Origin of the sequence: Colwellia sp. Bg11-28 (genome assembly GCF_002836245.1) — a bacterium.
GTDB classification, from domain to species: Bacteria; Pseudomonadota; Gammaproteobacteria; order Enterobacterales; family Alteromonadaceae; genus Colwellia; species Colwellia psychrerythraea_A.
On the sequence record NZ_PJBA01000001.1, the window covers coordinates 188,122 to 207,432 of the forward strand.

A 19,311-nucleotide genomic window follows, 5' to 3' on the forward strand; every position below is an offset into this window, starting at 1 on the left:
GCCATAGGTTGTAGAGAATAGTTATTCTATTATCAAAATTAACCACGCCATATATAGGTATTATATTTTACTATTAGGTAAGTGCTCTGCAAAATTTTATTAGCAAACAAATAACATCACAAAATAAATCAAATATAGACTAACTATACTTACATTATTAAACCTGATCTAAGTTCGCTACTGAAGCGCTAAGTTTTACAATAAATGAATTCATTGGTATGAAGCCCATCTAGATGGCCAATATTCTATCATAGAAGATTACTGCTGTAGCTAACAAAAAGCACGCTTATTGGGCATATTTATCTATGGTAATTTGATATTTAATAGTTTTTTTTTCTCTATAGAGAAGTGATTGACCAAACTGATTACTTATTGAACATTTATTTAATAATATTATCGCTAAATAATTTTTTATTTGCTATAATTCGCGCGCTCAATTTTCAAGACAATGTTTGCTTGGAAATGTATTGTTCTTTTAAAATTTATTTACAAATAGGTACTCTAAATGCATCCCATGCTAAATATTGCCGTGCGCGCAGCGCGTACAGCCGGTAAAGTTATCGTTCGCTCTATGGAGCAACTTGATAAAGTTGAAGTTGAATCAAAAGGAACTAACGATTTCGTCACCAGTGTTGATATTAGCTCTGAAGAAGCCATTATTGAAACTATTCGTAAATCTTACCCTGACCACACTATTATTGGTGAAGAGTCTGGTATTTTAAAAGGCAGTGATGATGATTACCAATGGATTATTGATCCATTAGATGGCACAAGTAACTTCATTAAAGGCATTCCTCATTTTGCTGTTTCAATTTGTTTAAAAGTTAAAGGCAAATTAGATCAAGCTGTTGTATTTGACCCAATTCGTGGCGAATTATTCTCAGCCAGTCGTGGTAAAGGTGCACAACTAAACGGTTTTAGAATCCGTGTAAACAAAAACAAAGAAATTGCAGGCACTATATTAGCGACTGGATTTCCATTCAAACATAAGCAACACAGCGTAGCTTATATGGCAATGTTTTCAAATTTATTCCAAAAATCTTCAGATATGCGCCGTTCAGGTTCAACTGCACTTGACCTTGCCTATGTAGCAGCAGGCCGTGTTGATGGTTTCTTCGAAATTGGCACTAAACCTTGGAATACCGCTGCTGGCGAACTATTAGTGATTGAGGCAGGTGGTTTAGTTACTGACTTTACTGGCGGTCATAATCATGCAAATTCAGGTAACATTGTTGCAGCAAATACTCGTATATTAAAAGACGTTTTAAAAGAAATTCGCCCACATTTAGGTGATGCGCTTAGCAAGTAATATTTGTATACCCTTTCCACTTGAAGATGCTCGTTTCAAATCGAGCGGGTATAAGAGTTCACCTAAGTTATAGCAGAATAATATTAAGCGCCACAGCAACCTTAGTCAATTAAGGTCACTGTGGCGCTTTTTTTGCTTTAGACTAGCAATATAGTTATTTGCACATATTGTTAAGAGAGCTCATGGAAAATATCAACACAACAAAACAAGCTTTTATTGCTGGCGAAGTAGCCCTAGTTGGCGCCGGTCCCGGAGATCCAGATTTACTTACTTTGCAGGCCTATCGTTTTATCAAACAAGCTGAAGTTGTTATCTATGACAGGCTAGTCAGTGCGGCAATAATGGCGTTACTGCCAAGTGATTGCCAACAAATATATGTTGGTAAAAAACAAGCAGATCATAGAGTTCCACAAGAAGGCATCAATCAGTTACTCGTTGATTATGCTTTATTGGGTAAAAAAGTGGTGCGTTTAAAAGGCGGCGACCCTTTTGTTTTTGGACGAGGATCTGAAGAGGCTCAATTCTTATTGAGCCATGGCGTTGCTTGCCATATAGTCCCAGGAATGACAGCCGCATCGGCTTGTACCAGTTACGCTGGCATTCCCCTAACTCATCGAAAAGTCGCACGAAGTTGCACCTTCATAACCGGTAATGTGCAAGATAATGGTGCATTAGATCTACCTTGGCAGGCATTAAATGATAAAGAGCAGACCATTGTTTTTTACATGGGGATAAAAAGCTTACCTATAATCACCGCTCAGCTCACGGGAGCCGGTCGTGATATAAATACGCCAGCAGCATTAATCAGGAAAGGCACTCACCAAGATCAACAAGTAATAAAAGGGACGTTAGCAAATTTAACTGACTTGGTGGCTTTACATAGGATTACGCCACCCAGTTTAATTGTGATTGGTGATGTTGTAGGGCTATTCTCCAGTGAGCAACTAACTAATTTAGGCTACCTAACCCCTTAACATTTTTTCTTTAAGGTGTTGAGCGTCAAAATTTAGCATAAAAAAAGCCTTATGAAGAATATATATTATTCATCATAAGGCTTTTTTTGTTAATTGATTCTAATAATCAATTATACCAATTTGATTAAATTTCTTCCCAACTCAGAGCTATGTTAGATGTTCAATAACAAGGCGAATTTGTTTAGGTCTAGTCATTCTAAATCAAATGAATTTAACGATGTTAATGGGCATAGAACAAGCTCCCAAGGGCGAGTTTAAAAGGCTTACATGCAGCGTTATTGATTTTGACAAGGGAATAACCATTCTCTTCAATCAATGTCTTGCCTCTAAGCCTTTTAATTCTCGCTGAGTGGGAAAGAACTTAATCTACTTGGTATTAATTACTGAATCAACTGTGTTATTTATTTTGTAGGGCGTATTGCTCTACGTGGTTTAGGACCAGTACCATCGTATTCAGGTTTTTTACGTCTAGAAGAATCATTGCCCGGTTTTGCTTTATTTCCACCTGCATTGTTCCCGTTAGCATTACGACCTGAACGTTGACCATCTTTGTGCTCAACTCTGCCCTTACCTGCCCCATGAGGTTTTGCTGATTTTGGTGGTTTACCTTGTTTTAAAGGTTTGATAACACGTGATTCGCCTAATTCATTAGCGGGTATAAACTTCTCAATCACTTTTCGTTCGATGTGCTGCTGAATAACATGTTCAATGCCCCACAATAAATCTAATTCATCGGCACACACTAGAGATAATGCTTGTCCGGTATTACCTGCACGGGCTGTTCTACCAATACGATGAACATAATCCTCAGGTACATTAGGTAGGTCGAAATTAACCACTTGTGGTAACAAATCAATATCAATACCACGTGCTGCAATATCAGTTGCTACTAATATTTTCACTGAACCATCTTTAAAGGCAGCAAGTGCTTTAGTACGCGCTCCTTGGCTTTTATTACCATGAATAGCCGCCGCAGTTAGCCCTTCAGCTTCAAGATGCTTTGTTAGCTTATTAGCACCATGTTTGGTTTTAGTAAAAACTAAGACTTGTTGCCAATTATTTTCTTTTATTAAGTGCGTTAATACAGCAGGTTTGCGTTTTTTATCAACCGCAGTTAACCATTGAGTCACTTTTTCTGCTGTGCTATTTTCTGCATCAACTGAAATTTCTAATGGGTTATTTACCATGCCTTTAGCTAATGCACGTATCTCAGGTGAAAATGTTGCCGAGAATAGTAAGTTTTGACGGTCTTTTGGCAAAGCTGTCATCAACTTTTTAATATCGCGAATAAAGCCCATATCTAACATACGATCAGCTTCATCAAGAATAAAGACTTCAAGTTGGCTAAACTTAACTGCTCTTTGATTGTATAAATCTAATAGACGACCTGGTGTTGCCACAAGTACATCAACACCCTGGCGAAGACGCGCTATTTGTGGATTAATTTTAACACCACCAAAAACAACCATTGAGTGTAAGTTTAAATACTTACCGTAAACCTCAATGCTCTCGCTTATTTGTGCAGCTAACTCGCGAGTAGGCGTTAATATTAGCGCTCTTACGTTGTTAGATGAAACCTTGTTACCTTTACTGCTAGAAAGGCGCTGTAATAATGGCAAAGTAAACCCTGCCGTTTTACCCGTACCTGTTTGTGCGGCTGCCATGACATCACGACCAGAAATAACTGCTGGGATCGCTTGGGCTTGAATAGGAGAAGGTGTTTCATAGCCCTTATCACGTACTGCTTTTAGTAATGCTTCTGATAAGCCTAAATCAGTAAACTTGGTTGGGGTATCACTCATAAGAAATCTCTTTAAAAAATATCAAGCAAATACTGACAGCGCTAATGAAAATGTTGGCAGCATGGAAGGCCGTGCAGCATACAGCAAGGTTAATACCAAGTCTATTACCACGCCAAGATATTTACTGCAAAGTGGAGTATATAGCGCCACTTTGCAGATAAAATAAAAGCCATAAACACCATAAAAAAAAAGCCGAGTAACTTTCGTTACTCGGCTTTTTTATATCAAAATTACTTACAATACTTAAGGCATCATAGCTTCTTGATCTGCACCTTCTTTTTCAATGACTTCAGGTATTAAATCTTCTTTTGAAATACCTAGAGATAATGCCACTAAACTAGCAACATAAATTGAAGAGTAAGTACCAACAAAAACACCGAATAATAATGCCGTGGCAAAACCATGAATCAGTGCTCCACCTTGAAAGAACAAAGCAGCTAGAACTAATAGTGTGGTAATTGAGGTAATAAAAGTTCGACTTAATGTTTGCGTTAAAGAGATATTAATTATTTCTTCAGCTTCACTGTTGCGCACTTTTCTAAAGTTTTCACGAATACGGTCTGAAACAACAATAGTATCGTTAAGTGAGTAACCTATCACAGCTAATATCGCTGCAAGTACAGTTAAATCAAACTCTAGTTGTAAAATTGAAAACAAACCAAGTGTTAATAATACATCGTGAAATAACGCTACCACTGAGCCTACAGCAAAGCGCCATTCAAATCGAAAAGCAACGTAAATCAAAATACAGATCAGCGCTGTTAGCATAGCTAAACCACCCTGCTCTGCTAACTCATCACCAACGCTTGCGCCAACAAACTCAATACGACGCATATCAACCGTTTGGCCAGTCGCTCCTTGTAAGACATCAAGTACTTCATTGCCAAGCATTTCAGCTTTAACGTCATCACGTAAACCTAAACGAATCACAACATCACGGCTACTACCATAAAATTGCACTTTCGCATCAGCAAAGCCATTAGTTTTCATCACTAAACGAAGCTTTTCTAAATCTGCTGCTTCTTGAAAACCAACTTCAATCAAAGTACCGCCAGTAAAATCTAAACCAAAGTTCAGTTTATTAGTGGCTAGAGAGAAGATTGAAGCAATCATTAATAAGGCGCTAAATACTAAGGCTATCTTGCGATAGCTCATAAAGTTGACAGTTTCTTTTAATTGTAAAATTTGCATAATTTTAATTCCTGCCTTCTTTATATCGGAAGCTTTTCAAGGCGTTTACCGCCCCAAATAGCGTTAACTACGGCACGAGTACCAACAACCGAGGTAAACATTGAAGTAATAATACCAATAGATAACGTCACGGCAAAACCTTTCACAGGTCCAGTACCAATTGCAAACAGAATTAACGCTGCAATTAAGGTAGTGATGTTGGCATCAATAATCGTTGAAAATGCTGCATCATAACCTTGATGAATTGATTGTTGAATCGTTTTACCTTCACGTATTTCTTCACGAATACGTTCAAAAATAAGCACGTTAGCATCGACCGCCATACCAACTGTTAATACGATACCAGCCATACCCGGTAATGTTAAAGTAGCGCCAGGAATCATCGACATAACACCAACAATCAACACTAAGTTTGCACCTAGAGCAAGGTTAGCCACCACACCAAAGGCACGGTAATAAATCATCATAAAGATAAACACTAAACCAAAGCCCATTAAGATAGCTTCGAAACCAAGTCTTACGTTTTCAGCTCCTAATGTAGGCCCTACAGTTCGCTCTTCTACGATGGTGATTGGTGCAATCAAAGCCCCTGCACGTAATAATAATGCTAGGTTATGCGCTTCAGCAGCACTACCTGCTCCAGTAATACGGAAGGTTTTACCTAAACGTGATTGAATAGTTGCAACAGAGATGATTTCTTGTTGTTTTTCAAAAATGATGTTGCCTTCAGCATCTTTTTTGTCAGTCGCTTTATATTCAATAAATACCGTTGCCATTGGTTTACCAATATTACTTTTGGTACCACTAGACATTTTAGAGCCACCAGCACTATCAAGTGAAATATTCACTTGTGGTCGAGAGTACTCATCAAAGCCTGATTTAGCATCAGTGATGTGATCACCGGTTAACATGATGCGTTTTTTCAATAAGCTTGGTCTACCGTCTTTATCTGTTAACAAAATAGAGTTTGCTGGAATACGACCATTTAATGCATTAGACAAGTCACCTTCGGTATCGACTAATCTAAATTCAATGGTTGCGGTAGCATTAAGGATTTCTTTCGCTTTGGCAGTATCTTGAACACCTGGTAATTCGATAACGATGTGTTTTTTGCCTTGGCGTTGAACAAGCGGCTCGGCAACCCCTAACTCATTGACACGATTTCGAATAATAGTGATGTTTTGCTGTAAAGCATATTCACGAATTTCTTTAAGCTTTGGCTCCGTCATTTTTGCCGTTAGCGTTAGCGTATCGTCATCAGTACTTAGCAGTAAATCACGGTAACGCTGTTTCAGTAATGATTGTCCCGCCTCTAAGTCTTCAATTTTTCTAAAAACAACGACTACAGAATTATTAACTTCTTTAACACTGCGGTAGCGAATTTTTTCATTGCGTAAATCACCGCGAAAATCACTCACCATACCTATTTTAGCTTTATTGATGGCCTCTTTCATGTTCACTTCCATCAAGAAGCTAACACCACCACTTAAATCTAAACCTAACTTCATTGGCTTTCCGCCAATTGCTGCTAGCCAGCTTGGAGTATTAGGCGTTAAATTTAAAGCAACTGAAAACTGTTTACCTAAATTATCATCTAATACATCACGCGCTTTAAGTTGATCTTCAGTATTATTAAAACGTGTTAATACTTGTCCATTCTCTAAAGCAATACTAGCAAAGCTTAGGTTACTTTCTTCTAATTGTGCTTTGATACTATCAAGCGTAGCAGCATTTGCTTCAACACCGCGTAAGCCTGAAACTTGCACTGCAGGTGATTCGCCGTATAGCATTGGTGTGGCATAGAGCGCACCTATAGCGACAATCATTGCCACCATTAGTGTCTTCCATAAAGGGTATTTGTTTAACACAATGTGTCCTTTTTATTTATTTCTTTTTGCGCGAACAAGCTGTTCACTCTACTTAACAATTGATAGGCTTTAGCTAACAATAGTTAAGTAGTGTTAAGCTCGCAGCCAGTTAATACAGTAACAAAAAAGAAACACGCAGTTGACGCATGTCAATGAGTATTTCCGATGCAGTTACTGTATTAATTGGCAATGAGATAAGCTGCTACAATGATTTCATTGTGCCTTTTGGAAGTACTGCGTTTATGGCGCTTTTTTGTACTGTAACTTCAGTGCCTTCGCTAATACTAACAACGATAAAATCTTTCTCATCAGATACTTTAACGATTTTGCCAACAATACCGCCTTGTGTTAAGACTTCATCGCCTTTACCTAATGAAGACATTAAACCTTTGTGCTCTTTTACACGTTTAGCTTGTGGACGATAGATCATGAAGAAAAACACTAAACCAAAAACGGCTAGCATAATGATCATTTCCATTCCGCCACCGGCTGTTGCTGGTGCTGCTGCGGCGTGTGCTGTACTGATAAATAAACTCATATATTTCTCTACTTCTTATTTTTAATTATAAATTAGTTAGTGACTTTGTATTTTATTGCTCTTTCGCCCAATTGATATGTCAAAGGTACTCACTGACTAACGTCAGCTCCGTGCATTTTCCTTTCAATTAAATGAAAGCCCTTCAAAACACTAAGCCACTAGATTTAACAAAACCTTTCAATTAATGAAAGCTAAACTTGCTTACTACCTTCTGCTAATGGCGGCACAGGTAAACCACGTAAAGCGTAAAATTCTTCTACAAAGGCGTCTAATTTACCTTGCTCAATGGCATCACGCAAACCTTGCATCACTTTTTGATAAAAATGAAGGTTATGTAAGGTATTTAATTGCGAACCCAGTATTTCTTTACACTTGTCTAAATGATGTAAATAAGCACGTGAGTAATTCTTACAGGTATAACAATCACAAGTATCATCTAGTGGTGCAACATCTGTTTTATGGGCAGCATTTCTGATCTTAATAACACCCGTATTCACAAATAAATGACCATTGCGGGCATTACGTGTAGGCATCACACAATCAAACATATCGATACCACGGCGTACACCTTCAACTAAATCTTCCGGTTTACCTACTCCCATCAGATATCGGGGCTTATTTTTAGGTATCAAGGGTGCGGTATGATCTAATATTCGAACCATATCTTCTTTGGGCTCACCTACTGACAAACCACCAATAGCGTAACCATCAAACTCAATTGCTTTTAAGCCGGCAACTGATACTTCACGTAAGTCTTCATACATGCCACCTTGAACAATACCAAACAATGCGTTCGGGCTGTCGCCGTGAGCATCCTTTGAACGCTGTGCCCAACGAAGCGAGAGCTCCATTGAATCTTTAGATTCTTTATGGCTCGCTGGGTATGGCGTACATTCATCAAAAATCATCACTATATCAGAATTTAAACTACGCTGAACTTCCATTGAACGTTCAGGGGTCAGCATAATTTTTTCACCATTAACGGGTGAGCTAAAACGAACACCTTCTTCGGTGATTTTACTCATTTTCCCTAAACTGAAGACTTGAAAGCCGCCAGAGTCGGTTAAAATCGGTCCATTCCAATTCATAAAGTCATGCAAACCACCATGCTGCTCAATAATATCGGTACCTGGACGTAACATTAAGTGAAAGGTATTACCCAAAATGATATGAGCACCAGTAGCCTCTACTTCTTCAGCTTTCATGCCTTTGACCGTACCATACGTACCCACAGGCATGAATGCTGGGGTTTCCACCACACCACGGTCAAACGTTAATCGACCACGACGGGCTTTACCATCAGTGGTGATTAGTTCATATTTCATTTTATTTTTTACTGTTTCAGTCATAAATTTTCTCTCTCACCTACTAGCTAAACAGGCTGGCGGTGTTGGTTTAATAAATAGTATTTTTTCTATAACGTTTACGGCGTATCTTGCTTAGTTAGCTCTTGTTTCGTAAGGAACATAGCATCACCATAACTAAAAAATCGGTATTCTTGGCTTATCGCATGTTGATAAGCAGACATAATATGGTCATAGCCAGAAAATGCACTCACTAACATAAGTAAGGTTGACTCAGATAAGTGAAAATTAGTTACTAAAGCATCAATGATTTGAAATTGACAACCTGGGGTGATGAATATATCGGTATCACCATAAAAAGCACTTAATGGTTTGTTTTTATCCAGTGCTGCTTTTGCAGCACTCTCAAGTGAGCGAACAGAGGTTGTTCCAACCGCAACAACTCTTCCGCCAGCGGCTTTCGTTTTGGCTATTTGGGCAACAACTTCATCTGATACTTCAACATACTCAGCGTGCATAATATGATCAGCAATTTCATCTACCTTAACTGGTTGAAAAGTCCCTGCGCCTACATGCAATGTAACAAATGCCAGTTCAACGCCTTTGGCCTTAATTCTTTCTAATAAAGCTTCATCAAAATGTAAACCTGCTGTTGGCGCAGCAACCGCGCCGGGCTTTTCATTGTAAACAGTTTGATAACGTTCTTTATCACTGTCTTCATCTGGTCTATCTATATAAGGTGGTAGTGGCATATGCCCTATTTTGTCTAATATAGTTAACACTGACTCGTCACTGTTAAATTTTAATTCAAAAAGTGCACCATGGCGCGCCACCATAGTCGCTTTAACTTTAACGTCACTGTCTTCATTACCTAAGAAAAGTTCGTTGCCAACTTTAGGAGACTTACTCGCACGAATATGAGCCAGAGCTGTGTTTTGGTCGATAACACGCTCAACCAACACCTCAATTTTTCCACCACTGGCTTTTTGACCAAACATTCTGGCAGGGATCACTCTGGTATTATTAAAAACCAGCAAATCACCTGAGTTCAATTGCGCGACAATATCGGTAAAAACACCATCGGTTATAGCGCCTGAGTTGCCATTTAAGGTCATTAAACGACTAGCAGTACGCTCAGCTTTTGGGTATCGAGCAATAAGGGCTTCGGGTAAATCAAAGGAAAAGTCTGAAACACGCATGATATTGGCTATTTTTCTGCTTTAAAAAAAGCGTAATTTTAGAGCTGCACGCCATTGATAGCAAGTTAATTCGCCACTTTTAAAACTTAAGAGTCAAGATCAGAGAACAATCTTGTGTTGAAACAACATTATTGCTTGTTATAGCCAGTATTTAGGAAAATTATCTCTGTAATTGAGCTTTTAGTGTATGTTGGTAAATAAGCTGTGCTGACACGCCCTTACTTAAATCGACTAAAGAGTTAATTGCCCTATGAAAGATGAACTTGCGCTTACTATAGCCAATACAATTATTAATGGTTTTGAACGCCATTTTGCAATTTTTACCGAAATTACTCAATCTGCCCGAAATCGATTTCAACAATGTCAATGGAATGAAATTCATCGCTCTGCTAGGGCAAGAACCAATTTTTATGACGAACGTGTAAAAGAAACATTCAATGATATAAAGGAAGACTTTAATATTAGCTCGCTTGATGATGCGTTATGGCAACGAGTTAAAGCCGTCTACTCTGATTTATTAATCAATCATAAACAACCAGAATTAGCTGAAACCTTTTATAACTCGGTTTTTTGTCACTTATTCGAGCGTAAGTATTATCACAACGATTATATCTATGTCGAGAGTACCGCTCACCGACTTGATGATAAAACACAGCCGGAAATCTATACTTCTTATCAGCCAAAAGAACTTGGCTTAAAACAAACGATTTGTGACATTATGAATAGTCATAGAACGGTGATCCCATTTGAAGATCTCGATCGTGATGTTGATGCGCTTATTAACACTTTTCGCCGAAAAGCACATAAAACCCGTGTTAAATTAGAAGATTTGAAGTTTGATATTCTTAACTTTACCTTTTATCGAAATAAAGGTGCTTACCTCATTGGCCGGGTATTATCGCCAGCGGGAGAAACACCATTTATTATTGCGGTGCTTAATAATGAAAAGGGTGGTTTGTATATAGATGCATTACTCACCAGTAGTGAAAGTATGGCGGTTGTTTTTGGTTTTGCTCGCGCTTACTTTTTTGTTGACTGTGAACATCCTTATGCGCTGGTTAACTTCTTACAAGGGCTAATGCCCCATAAAACCAAAGCTGATTTATATTCTGCTATTGGATTTCATAAACAAGGAAAAACACAGTTTTATCGAGATTTTCTCAACCACCTCGATAGCAGTGATGACCAATTTGAATTAGCTGCTGGTATTAAAGGTATGGTGATGTCTGTATTTACCCTGCCCTCATACCCTTATGTTTTTAAAATCATCAAAGATAAGTTTTCACCCAGTAAAAACATAACCAAAAAAGATGTAAAAGGAAAATATCGTTTAGTTAAGTTACACGATAGAGTCGGTCGAATGGCCGATACTATGGAATATTCAGAAGTAGCCTTTCCTAAGTCGCGTTTTAACGATGAGCTTTTAGCTGAACTTCAAAAAGTAGCACCATCTATCATTCGCTATGAAGGTGAAGGCGAAGAAGCTCTTATTATTATTGAGCATTTATATATAGAGCGCCGAATGGTGCCACTTAATCTATACCTAATGGATGCCCTTAAAAATAAAGCACAGCAAAAAATTGATGACGCCTTATTCGGCTATGGTCAAGCCATTAAACAGCTAATCTCCGCAGATATTTTCCCTGGCGACATGTTACTCAAAAACTTTGGTGTGACACGTCATGGACGGGTGATTTTTTATGATTATGACGAAATAGCTTATATGAATGAAATCAACTTTAGAGTAAAACCTAAAGCGGTGACTGAAGAACAATTATATGCGGCTGAACCTTGGTATAGCGTAATGCCTGGAGATATGTTCCCAGAGGAGCTCGCTACGTTTGCACTCGCAAATCCAAGTTACCTCAAAGCATTTAAAATACACCACGAAGATTTATTAACAGCGGCATATTGGCAACAATGCCAACAAGATGTCGCCAATGGTATTTATAAAGATGTTTTTCCTTATCCTGATAAATATCGCTTTTGTAATTTAAGTTTTGGTAGCATTAAAAGATAAACAGCAGCTGAAATTAACGAGTAAGTGTACCGGCATAAGTAAACTATGTTGGTATTCCATCTATACCCGTTACCATTTTAGGTAAATAATAACCAAGTTTAGTCATTTGAGATAAAGAGTGAACTTGGTCAATTTCACCTAGCTATCAAACTTCACTAAATAGAACAGGCTAGTTTACTAGCACTTTGTTGATAAAACAGTCGAACAAACACTAAATACAAAAAAAAATCACCTTTACTCTTTACCTTTGCCTGCGCATCAGTATAATTCGAATCTGTTGCAGGGGTGTAGTTCCAATTGGTAGAACAGCGGTCTCCAAAACCGATGGTTGGGAGTTCGAGTCTCTCCACCCCTGCCATTTTCTTCTTGTTTTTTCTGTATTATCTAAATATTCTCTTCATAAAATCTAAGTCAACTCTTTGTAGATATTTATAAACTATCGAACAAAATAACACTTAGTTCATATTTTATTATTCCTATGAATTTATCTACTTTTAGTCTGTTGCAAATTCTGTCATTATATTTACCCTTAAATCTAGAGCAAATAAGCCATCACCGATGAGCATTAATCAACATCAATTTGAGCAACTCTCTGAAATGGGTATCAGCCTTTGGCAGCATCGTACCTGTGATACGCCAAAAGACACCGTTCAAGCTCAGCCCAAACAATATATTGATATCGATTTAAAGTATTTAGCTAGTCAGCAACTATTCAATGACATTTTATTAGCCATAGGTTTAAGTATCGGTGAAATAAATCATCAAAGTGATCACCTAGATTTAGGGCTTTTTAACTGGTATTTCACAGCAACATCATCACAAAATGGAATCAAATGGGTCGAGCAACAGCTGTTCACTCCACCTATCACTGAACTTTCAAAATCGCCTGCGCTTAAAAAGCAATTATGGCAATTATTGACTAAGCAAACACAATGAGTTGGCAAACCCAATGAGTAATGGAACAAAATCTAAAACAAACCACTTTACTGAAATAGCGCGCATTGACCTAGATACGTTAATGCCAATAGAGCTCGCTTGTCATTCACACCCTTGGAGTGAGAAAACTTTTTTAAGTTGTATTGGTGGTCGTTATTTCGGCGAAAAACTAGCTATTAACTTTGCTCAAAACGCAGCAACAGAAATACCCGACAATCATGCTATTGGTTTTTATATTGGTTTTTATATTGGTGAATATGTGCTCGGTGAAGCGACACTGATGGACATTTGTGTAAATCCTACTGAGCAAGGTAAAGGTTACGGAAAAGTATTACTAAACCAATTTTTAGCTCAAGCTAAAAAGCTCGGTACCACCAAGGTATTTTTAGAAGTTCGTGCAAAAAATATCGCAGCACAAATGCTTTACATGAACGCGGGTTTTATCGAAATCAATCGCCGCACAGGTTACTATCCAAGTAGCACTGGTTTTGGTTATGAAGATGCCATTGTCATGTCATTGGCTTGTAAGTAATTAATTAGTACGTTCGTTCATTCATTCATTCATTAATAACGATTAGTCCTCTTTACTGCATCAAACCAGCCAGCCCGTTAACAAATAACAACACTTGAATACGTAAAGTAGCTAGTTAATCGCTCTCCTTTAGTTAAGATACTGAACAAGAACCGCAATAAGGTTTTTACAGTATTTCTTACACCTAATTAAGGAGAGCAAAATGTTTACTAAGATAACCCACACAACAGATAGCCTGCTGTCTAATGAAGGTGTCACAAGCCTTATTGTCAATGATGCGCTGAGAAAAATTAGCCAGCTTACCGGTTTAAGCCAGCAACAAGCTTTCGCATTATTATCGAGTCAAGTAACTCAACAATACAACAATACTGACCATCGAGAAATAATTAAGGTTCAAGCGCCTTTATTAGAGCAAAAAGAATCCCAATTCATTTCAAGTTTGTTTAATTAATTTTTGACCTAACCTCAGCTGAATTATTCTTTTCAAGAATTCAATAACAAGCAGCTAACGTTACTGTAACCTCAGTCTTTATCTCGATTTATAATTCGTTATATTCACTACGCCATCCATCACCCCTCGATCACCCGACCCGTGATAATGCATCATTATTTCTTCCGTTATAAAAAACATCATAAAAGAATAAGACGAACTTAAACAACACGCCCTTTAATGGTACAATGCGCGCAATTTTTAATAATAATGAGAAGCGCTGTACTAAGCCAAGTACTAAAGTCACTTCTCTACTATTTACTTAACAGGTAATTTGCATGTCTGTACAGCAACAGCAAGTCGATTTACGTCGCACCTTTGCCATAATTTCTCACCCTGATGCGGGTAAAACCACCATCACCGAAAAAGTACTTTTGTTTGGTCAAGCCTTACAAAGAGCCGGTACGGTAAAAGGTAAAAAATCAGGTCAACACGCGAAATCTGACTGGATGGAAATGGAAAAAGAGCGTGGTATCTCAATTACTACCTCGGTAATGCAATTTCCTTACAATGACTGTTTAGTAAACTTACTTGATACCCCTGGTCATGAAGATTTCTCGGAAGATACCTACCGTACGCTTACTGCGGTTGATTCATGTTTGATGGTAATTGACGTTGCTAAAGGTGTTGAAGCACGTACCGTTAAATTAATGGAAGTTACTCGTCTTCGCGATACGCCAATTATTACTTTCATGAACAAAATGGACCGCGATGTACGTGATCCAATGGAAGTCATGGATGAAGTTGAAGAGGTATTAAAAATCAAGTGTGCTGCTATTACCTGGCCAATAGGCATGGGTAAAGAATTTAAAGGCATTTATCATATTCTTGATGACGAAATTACTTTGTATCAATCTGGCCTAGGCCACATGATTCAAGAAAAGCGTGTTATTAAAGGTCTTAATAACCCCGAACTTGATAAAATAATTGGTAACTATGCTGATGATTTACGCGAAGAATTAGAGCTTGTTTCCGGCGCGTCTCATGACTTTAATTTAGAAGAGTTCTTAAAAGGTGAATTAACGCCAGTATTTTTCGGTACTGCATTAGGAAACTTTGGTGTAGATCATATGCTTGATGGTCTGACTAAATGGGCACCTAAGCCACTACCTCGCAAAACAGATTTACGTGAAGTGACTGCTGAAGAAGAAAAATTTTCTGGTTTTGTCTTTAAAATTCAAGCCAATATGGATCCAAAACATCGTGACCGTATCGCCTTCATGCGTATTTGCTCTGGTAAGTATGAGAAAGGCATGAAAATGAAACAAGTTCGTCTTGCTAAAGATGTAAAAATTGCCGATGCGGTAACCTTTATGGCTGGTGATCGTTCAAACGTTGAAGAAGCCTTTGCTGGTGATATTATTGGTTTACACAACCACGGTAGTATTCAAATAGGTGATACTTTCACTGCCGGTGAAATGATGAAGTTTAGCGGCATTCCTAACTTCGCACCGGAAATGTTCCGTCGTATTCGCCTTCGTGATCCATTGAAAGCTAAGCAGCTACAGAAAGGTTTGATTCAGTTATCTGAAGAAGGTGCTGTACAAGTATTTAGACCTTTCATTAACAACGATATGATTGTTGGTGCTGTTGGTGTATTGCAGTTTGAAGTTGTTGTGCAGCGATTAAAAACTGAATACAAAGTTGATGCAATTTACGAAGCTATTAGTGTTGCTACCGCGCGTTGGTGTACTTGTGATGATGAACGTACTTTAGAGCAATTTAAAAAGAAATCGGGTGATTACTTAGCCTTAGATGGTGGTAATAACTTAACCTATATCGCACCAACGATGGTTAACTTATCGCTAGCACAAGAGCGAAATCCTGATATCGTGTTCCACTCGACTCGTGAACACTAGTTTGGTGTCCTAGTTCGTCATTTTTCGGTGTTGCTTGATAATTTTTATGCTGTCACTTAGTGTACTAAGCTCCCTTATAAAAATGATCAAGCGCCTTGTAAAATAAACGAACTAGTTAACCAAACAGAATTAAATCGTAAATAAAGATTAAAAATATTTTGCTGATTATTTTAATAATGAAGCAGAACTTAAAAAATAAATTTCACTAACTGCGTAATAGCTTCTTTATCGCAGTTAGTTGGTTCAAGGTTAAAGAAATGACACGGAGCATGCAGCGCATGTGAGTATCATTGATGCCAAGATTGAGCCAAATAACAATGATAAAGAGTCTATTACAATGAATATTAAGAACATATTAAGCGAAAGAGTCAGTGCAGCTATGGTTGCTGCTGGCTTACCTGAAGGTACTAATCCTGCAATTAGCTTATCTAACCGTCCTCAGTTTGGTGATTACCAAGCTAATGGTGTGATGGGCGCAGCAAAAAAACTAAAAATCAATCCCCGTGAGTTAGCAACCAAGGTTGTTGCCGAACTAGACTTAGACGGCATCGCTAGCAAAATTGAATTAGCCGGCCCTGGTTTTATTAATATTCATTTAGATGAAAGCTGGTTAGCGGCGCAACTAAATGAAGTTGCTCAAGATGACTTTATTGGCGTAGCACAACGCGGCGTAACCCCTGGTGATGAATCGCAAACAGTCGTTGTTGATTATTCAGCGCCTAACCTTGCCAAAGAAATGCATGTTGGTCACTTACGTTCAACCATCATTGGTGATGCTGTTGTACGCGCATTAGAATTTCGTGGTGACAAAGTTATTCGTCAAAACCACATGGGTGATTGGGGTACGCAATTTGGTATGTTAATCGCACACTTAAGCGATAAACTTGCCAGTGATGAAGTTGCTGAAACTGCCCTTGCCGATTTAGAAAATTTTTACCGTGAAGCAAAAGTACGCTTTGATAACGAAGAAGGTTTTGCTGATAGAGCACGTGCTGATGTAGTTAAACTGCAAAGTGGTGATGAAGCTTGTGCCAAGTTATGGCAACAGTTTATTGATATTTCAATCACGCACAGTGAAGAAATTTACGCTAAATTAAATGTGTCATTAAAACGCTCTGATATTATGGGCGAAAGCGCTTATAACGACGATTTATCTACTGTTGTTGATGAGCTTATGGCGAAAAAAATAGCGGAAGAGAGTCAAGGCGCTAAAGTTGTTTTTATTAATGAAATGGCTAACAAAGATGGTGAAGCACCAGTATTTATCGTACAAAAATCGGGTGGCGGTTTCTTATACGCAACAACAGATTTGTCTGCATGTCGTTACCGCAGTGGTAAACTAGCAGCCAATCGCATTATTATTTTTACTGATGCTCGTCAAGCATTACACTTTAAACAAGTTGAAATTGTTGCGCGTAAAGCTGGCTTATTACCTGAAAATGTCGGTTACCAACATTGCCCATTTGGCATGATGATGGGTGATGATGGCAAGCCATTTAAAACCCGTACTGGCGGTACTATCAAGTTAGCTGAATTACTTGATGAATCTATCGTGCGTGCTGCGGCATTAATCAAAGAGAAAAATCCAGATATTACTGATACTGATCTAACTGAAATCTCTAAGAAAGTAGGCATAGGCGCAGTTAAGTTTGCCGATTTATCAAAAAATCGTACCAGTGATTATATTTTCGACTGGAAAACGATGTTGAGCTTTGAAGGCGCTACTGCACCTTATTTACAATATGCTTACTCTCGTATTCAAAGTATCTTCTCTAAGGCAGAGAGCGCCAAGGCTGGAACAGTTAAAAATGATGCGGTTATCAACATAATCGAACCACAAGAAAAAGCCTTAGCATTAAAGTTATTACAACTTGAAGATGTGGTTGATGCAGTTATCAGTGAATGTACACCTAACTTGTTATGTAACTACCTTTATGAATTGGCCAGCCTCTACATGAGTTTTTATGAAGCCTGTCCTATTCTTAAAGAAGGCATTAGCGATGAAGTTAAAGCTTCACGTCTAGCGTTATGTAACGTTGTTGCTGATACCTTAAAACAAGGGTTAGATATATTAGGCATTGAAACAATGGAACGTATGTAAATTTACCCTAGTAAACGTGATTGGAGCGTCAAAAAATACTCACTGAAATTCGTCAGCTCCGTTTTTTTCCTTCCACTAACGTTTACTAGAAATAAATTACAATAAACGGAGTTTGTTATCTTAACTCTTACGTCATTCAAGTAATGTAAGATCGGGAGTCCAGTAATCAAACTGGATGCTCAATTAAAACACCCAGAGCATGACGACGGAAAGGTTTAGTGTTCAAGAATAGAAGTCCTATTCTTAATAGTTAACTCTCAAAAATAAATAATCAAAGGGGCAATGATGCAGTTTACCGATAGCCATTGCCACCTTGATGATATTGCTTTTAGTGAGCAACTACCCGCTTTATTAGCCCAATGTCAGCAACTTGCAATTAACCGTATAATCGTGCCCTCTATTGCGCCTGACAACTTCACTCAAGTCCTTAATCTAGCAAAGCGCTGCCTTGATAACCTTAGTAATATCACCAACACTAATCCGATTAAGATTTACCCTTGCTTAGGTATTCATCCGTGGTTTTTACAAGCCCTTAATGACTCTCACCTTCAAACATTAAGTGAGTTAGTAATTAAGTCACGAAACGAGATAATTGCCGTAGGAGAGATTGGCATTGACGGCGCTATTGCCAAACAAGCCGTAAACCATGGACAAACCCCTGAAGATAACTTGCATCATCAACAGCATTTTTTTGATTTTCAACTCAATCTCGCTAAACAGCAAAACCTACCGGTAATAATACATCACAGGCAATCTCACGATAAAATAATGCCGTTCCTGAAAAGATATCAGTTAGAAAGAAAAGGCATCATTCATGGATTCTCAGGTAGTTATCAACAAGCTATGGGGTATATTGATTTAGGTTTTAAACTCGGTGTCGGTAGTACTATTACTTATTCTCGTGCTAAAAAAACCATCAATACCCTCAAGCGCCTTCCCTTAGAGAGTTTAGTTTTAGAAACTGATGCGCCATCGATGCCGTTAAGTCGAGAAGTGACAGGTGAAGAAGTTCTGACAAATAATGAGCGTAGGGAACAAGAAAAGCTTGAGACGCTAGTTAGCTCTCCAACTAACTCCCCAGTAAATCTAATAAAAATTTTTGAGGTGTTATCAACCATACGCCCTGAAAGTTCAGAGGAGATAGCAAATCAGCTTGAACATAACATCAATCAGATATTTTTCACTTAA

At 38.2% G+C, this 19,311-nt stretch carries 15 protein-coding genes and 1 tRNA gene; 10 read left to right on the top strand and 6 right to left on the bottom strand.

All coding sequences use genetic code 11. The features are described 5' to 3' along the window. Positions 1 to 505: 505 nt before the first annotated feature. Entirely contained in the window at positions 506 to 1,309 is an 804-nt protein-coding gene (gene suhB, locus CXF79_RS00780) for an inositol-1-monophosphatase (RefSeq protein WP_011041965.1), read from the top strand. A gap of 182 nt (positions 1,310 to 1,491) precedes the next feature. After that, a complete protein-coding gene (cobA, locus tag CXF79_RS00785; RefSeq protein ID WP_101153544.1) occupies positions 1,492 to 2,283 on the top strand; it encodes a uroporphyrinogen-III C-methyltransferase in 792 nt (263 codons plus the stop codon). Positions 2,284 to 2,684: 401 nt separating this feature from the next. Here cobA and CXF79_RS00790 read toward each other — a convergent pair whose 3' ends face one another. From CXF79_RS00790 to queA, 6 genes are all read right to left on the bottom strand, one after another. Further along, the gene (locus CXF79_RS00790) at positions 2,685 to 4,085 is read right to left on the bottom strand and encodes a DEAD/DEAH box helicase (protein WP_011041962.1); all 1,401 of its coding nucleotides are present in this window, start codon (positions 4,083 to 4,085) and stop codon (positions 2,685 to 2,687) included. 243 nt (positions 4,086 to 4,328) lie between these two features. Continuing rightward, entirely contained in the window at positions 4,329 to 5,276 is a 948-nt protein-coding gene (gene secF / locus CXF79_RS00795) for a protein translocase subunit SecF (protein WP_011041960.1), read from the bottom strand. 20 nt (positions 5,277 to 5,296) lie between these two features. After that, a complete protein-coding gene (gene secD, locus CXF79_RS00800) occupies positions 5,297 to 7,144 on the bottom strand; it encodes a protein translocase subunit SecD (protein ID WP_011041959.1) in 1,848 nt (615 codons plus the stop codon). A 202-nt stretch (positions 7,145 to 7,346) separates the two neighbouring features. Next, positions 7,347 to 7,682: a preprotein translocase subunit YajC gene (gene yajC / locus CXF79_RS00805; protein ID WP_011041958.1), complete on the bottom strand. Its 336-nt coding sequence runs from the start codon at positions 7,680 to 7,682 to the stop codon at positions 7,347 to 7,349. Positions 7,683 to 7,873: 191 nt separating this feature from the next. Then, the gene (gene tgt, locus CXF79_RS00810) at positions 7,874 to 9,007 is read right to left on the bottom strand and encodes a tRNA guanosine(34) transglycosylase Tgt (protein ID WP_041737349.1); all 1,134 of its coding nucleotides are present in this window, start codon (positions 9,005 to 9,007) and stop codon (positions 7,874 to 7,876) included. 98 nt (positions 9,008 to 9,105) lie between these two features. After that, on the bottom strand, positions 9,106 to 10,185 hold the full coding sequence (gene queA / locus CXF79_RS00815; protein WP_101153545.1) for a tRNA preQ1(34) S-adenosylmethionine ribosyltransferase-isomerase QueA: 1,080 nt from the start codon (positions 10,183 to 10,185) through the stop codon (positions 9,106 to 9,108). Between the two features lie 250 nt (positions 10,186 to 10,435). Between queA and aceK the strand changes: the two genes are divergently transcribed. From aceK to CXF79_RS00855, 8 genes are all read left to right on the top strand, one after another. Further along, a complete protein-coding gene (gene aceK, locus CXF79_RS00820) occupies positions 10,436 to 12,205 on the top strand; it encodes a bifunctional isocitrate dehydrogenase kinase/phosphatase (RefSeq protein WP_011041955.1) in 1,770 nt (589 codons plus the stop codon). Between the two features lie 281 nt (positions 12,206 to 12,486). After that, positions 12,487 to 12,563: transfer RNA gene (locus CXF79_RS00825), tRNA-Trp, on the top strand. A 200-nt stretch (positions 12,564 to 12,763) separates the two neighbouring features. Continuing rightward, positions 12,764 to 13,141 carry a DNA polymerase III subunit psi gene (locus tag CXF79_RS00830; RefSeq protein ID WP_101153546.1) on the top strand — a complete coding sequence of 126 codons (378 nt, stop codon included), beginning with the start codon at positions 12,764 to 12,766 and terminating at the stop codon, positions 13,139 to 13,141. Positions 13,142 to 13,154: 13 nt separating this feature from the next. Beyond that, positions 13,155 to 13,673 (top strand): ribosomal protein S18-alanine N-acetyltransferase, encoded by a 519-nt coding sequence (gene rimI, locus CXF79_RS00835; protein ID WP_101153547.1) that lies wholly within the window; start codon positions 13,155 to 13,157, stop codon positions 13,671 to 13,673. A gap of 202 nt (positions 13,674 to 13,875) precedes the next feature. Beyond that, the gene (locus CXF79_RS00840; protein ID WP_011041951.1) at positions 13,876 to 14,124 is read left to right on the top strand and encodes a hypothetical protein; all 249 of its coding nucleotides are present in this window, start codon (positions 13,876 to 13,878) and stop codon (positions 14,122 to 14,124) included. Between the two features lie 317 nt (positions 14,125 to 14,441). Next, entirely contained in the window at positions 14,442 to 16,022 is a 1,581-nt protein-coding gene (gene prfC / locus CXF79_RS00845) for a peptide chain release factor 3 (protein WP_011041949.1), read from the top strand. 337 nt (positions 16,023 to 16,359) lie between these two features. Further along, complete coding sequence (gene argS, locus CXF79_RS00850; RefSeq protein WP_101153692.1) at positions 16,360 to 18,123, top strand: arginine--tRNA ligase; 1,764 nt, start codon at positions 16,360 to 16,362, stop codon at positions 18,121 to 18,123. A 282-nt stretch (positions 18,124 to 18,405) separates the two neighbouring features. Beyond that, a complete protein-coding gene (locus tag CXF79_RS00855) occupies positions 18,406 to 19,311 on the top strand; it encodes a TatD family hydrolase (protein ID WP_232769039.1) in 906 nt (301 codons plus the stop codon).

What these genes read in the sequence shown, in the direction of transcription:
- yajC (WP_011041958.1), bottom strand. Translation starts at nt 7,682, where the DNA reads ATGAGTTTATTTATCAGTACAGCACACGCCGCAGCAGCACCAGCAACA.
- CXF79_RS00790 (WP_011041962.1), bottom strand. Translation starts at nt 4,085, where the DNA reads ATGAGTGATACCCCAACCAAGTTTACTGATTTAGGCTTATCAGAAGCA.
- rimI (WP_101153547.1), top strand. Translation starts at nt 13,155, where the DNA reads ATGAGTAATGGAACAAAATCTAAAACAAACCACTTTACTGAAATAGCG.
- queA (WP_101153545.1), bottom strand. Translation starts at nt 10,185, where the DNA reads ATGCGTGTTTCAGACTTTTCCTTTGATTTACCCGAAGCCCTTATTGCT.
- cobA (WP_101153544.1), top strand. Translation starts at nt 1,492, where the DNA reads ATGGAAAATATCAACACAACAAAACAAGCTTTTATTGCTGGCGAAGTA.
- CXF79_RS00840 (WP_011041951.1), top strand. Translation starts at nt 13,876, where the DNA reads ATGTTTACTAAGATAACCCACACAACAGATAGCCTGCTGTCTAATGAA.
- argS (WP_101153692.1), top strand. Translation starts at nt 16,360, where the DNA reads ATGAATATTAAGAACATATTAAGCGAAAGAGTCAGTGCAGCTATGGTT.
- aceK (WP_011041955.1), top strand. Translation starts at nt 10,436, where the DNA reads ATGAAAGATGAACTTGCGCTTACTATAGCCAATACAATTATTAATGGT.
- prfC (WP_011041949.1), top strand. Translation starts at nt 14,442, where the DNA reads ATGTCTGTACAGCAACAGCAAGTCGATTTACGTCGCACCTTTGCCATA.
- secF (WP_011041960.1), bottom strand. Translation starts at nt 5,276, where the DNA reads ATGCAAATTTTACAATTAAAAGAAACTGTCAACTTTATGAGCTATCGC.
- CXF79_RS00830 (WP_101153546.1), top strand. Translation starts at nt 12,764, where the DNA reads ATGAGCATTAATCAACATCAATTTGAGCAACTCTCTGAAATGGGTATC.
- tgt (WP_041737349.1), bottom strand. Translation starts at nt 9,007, where the DNA reads ATGAAATATGAACTAATCACCACTGATGGTAAAGCCCGTCGTGGTCGA.
- suhB (WP_011041965.1), top strand. Translation starts at nt 506, where the DNA reads ATGCATCCCATGCTAAATATTGCCGTGCGCGCAGCGCGTACAGCCGGT.
- CXF79_RS00855 (WP_232769039.1), top strand. Translation starts at nt 18,406, where the DNA reads ATGATGCAGTTTACCGATAGCCATTGCCACCTTGATGATATTGCTTTT.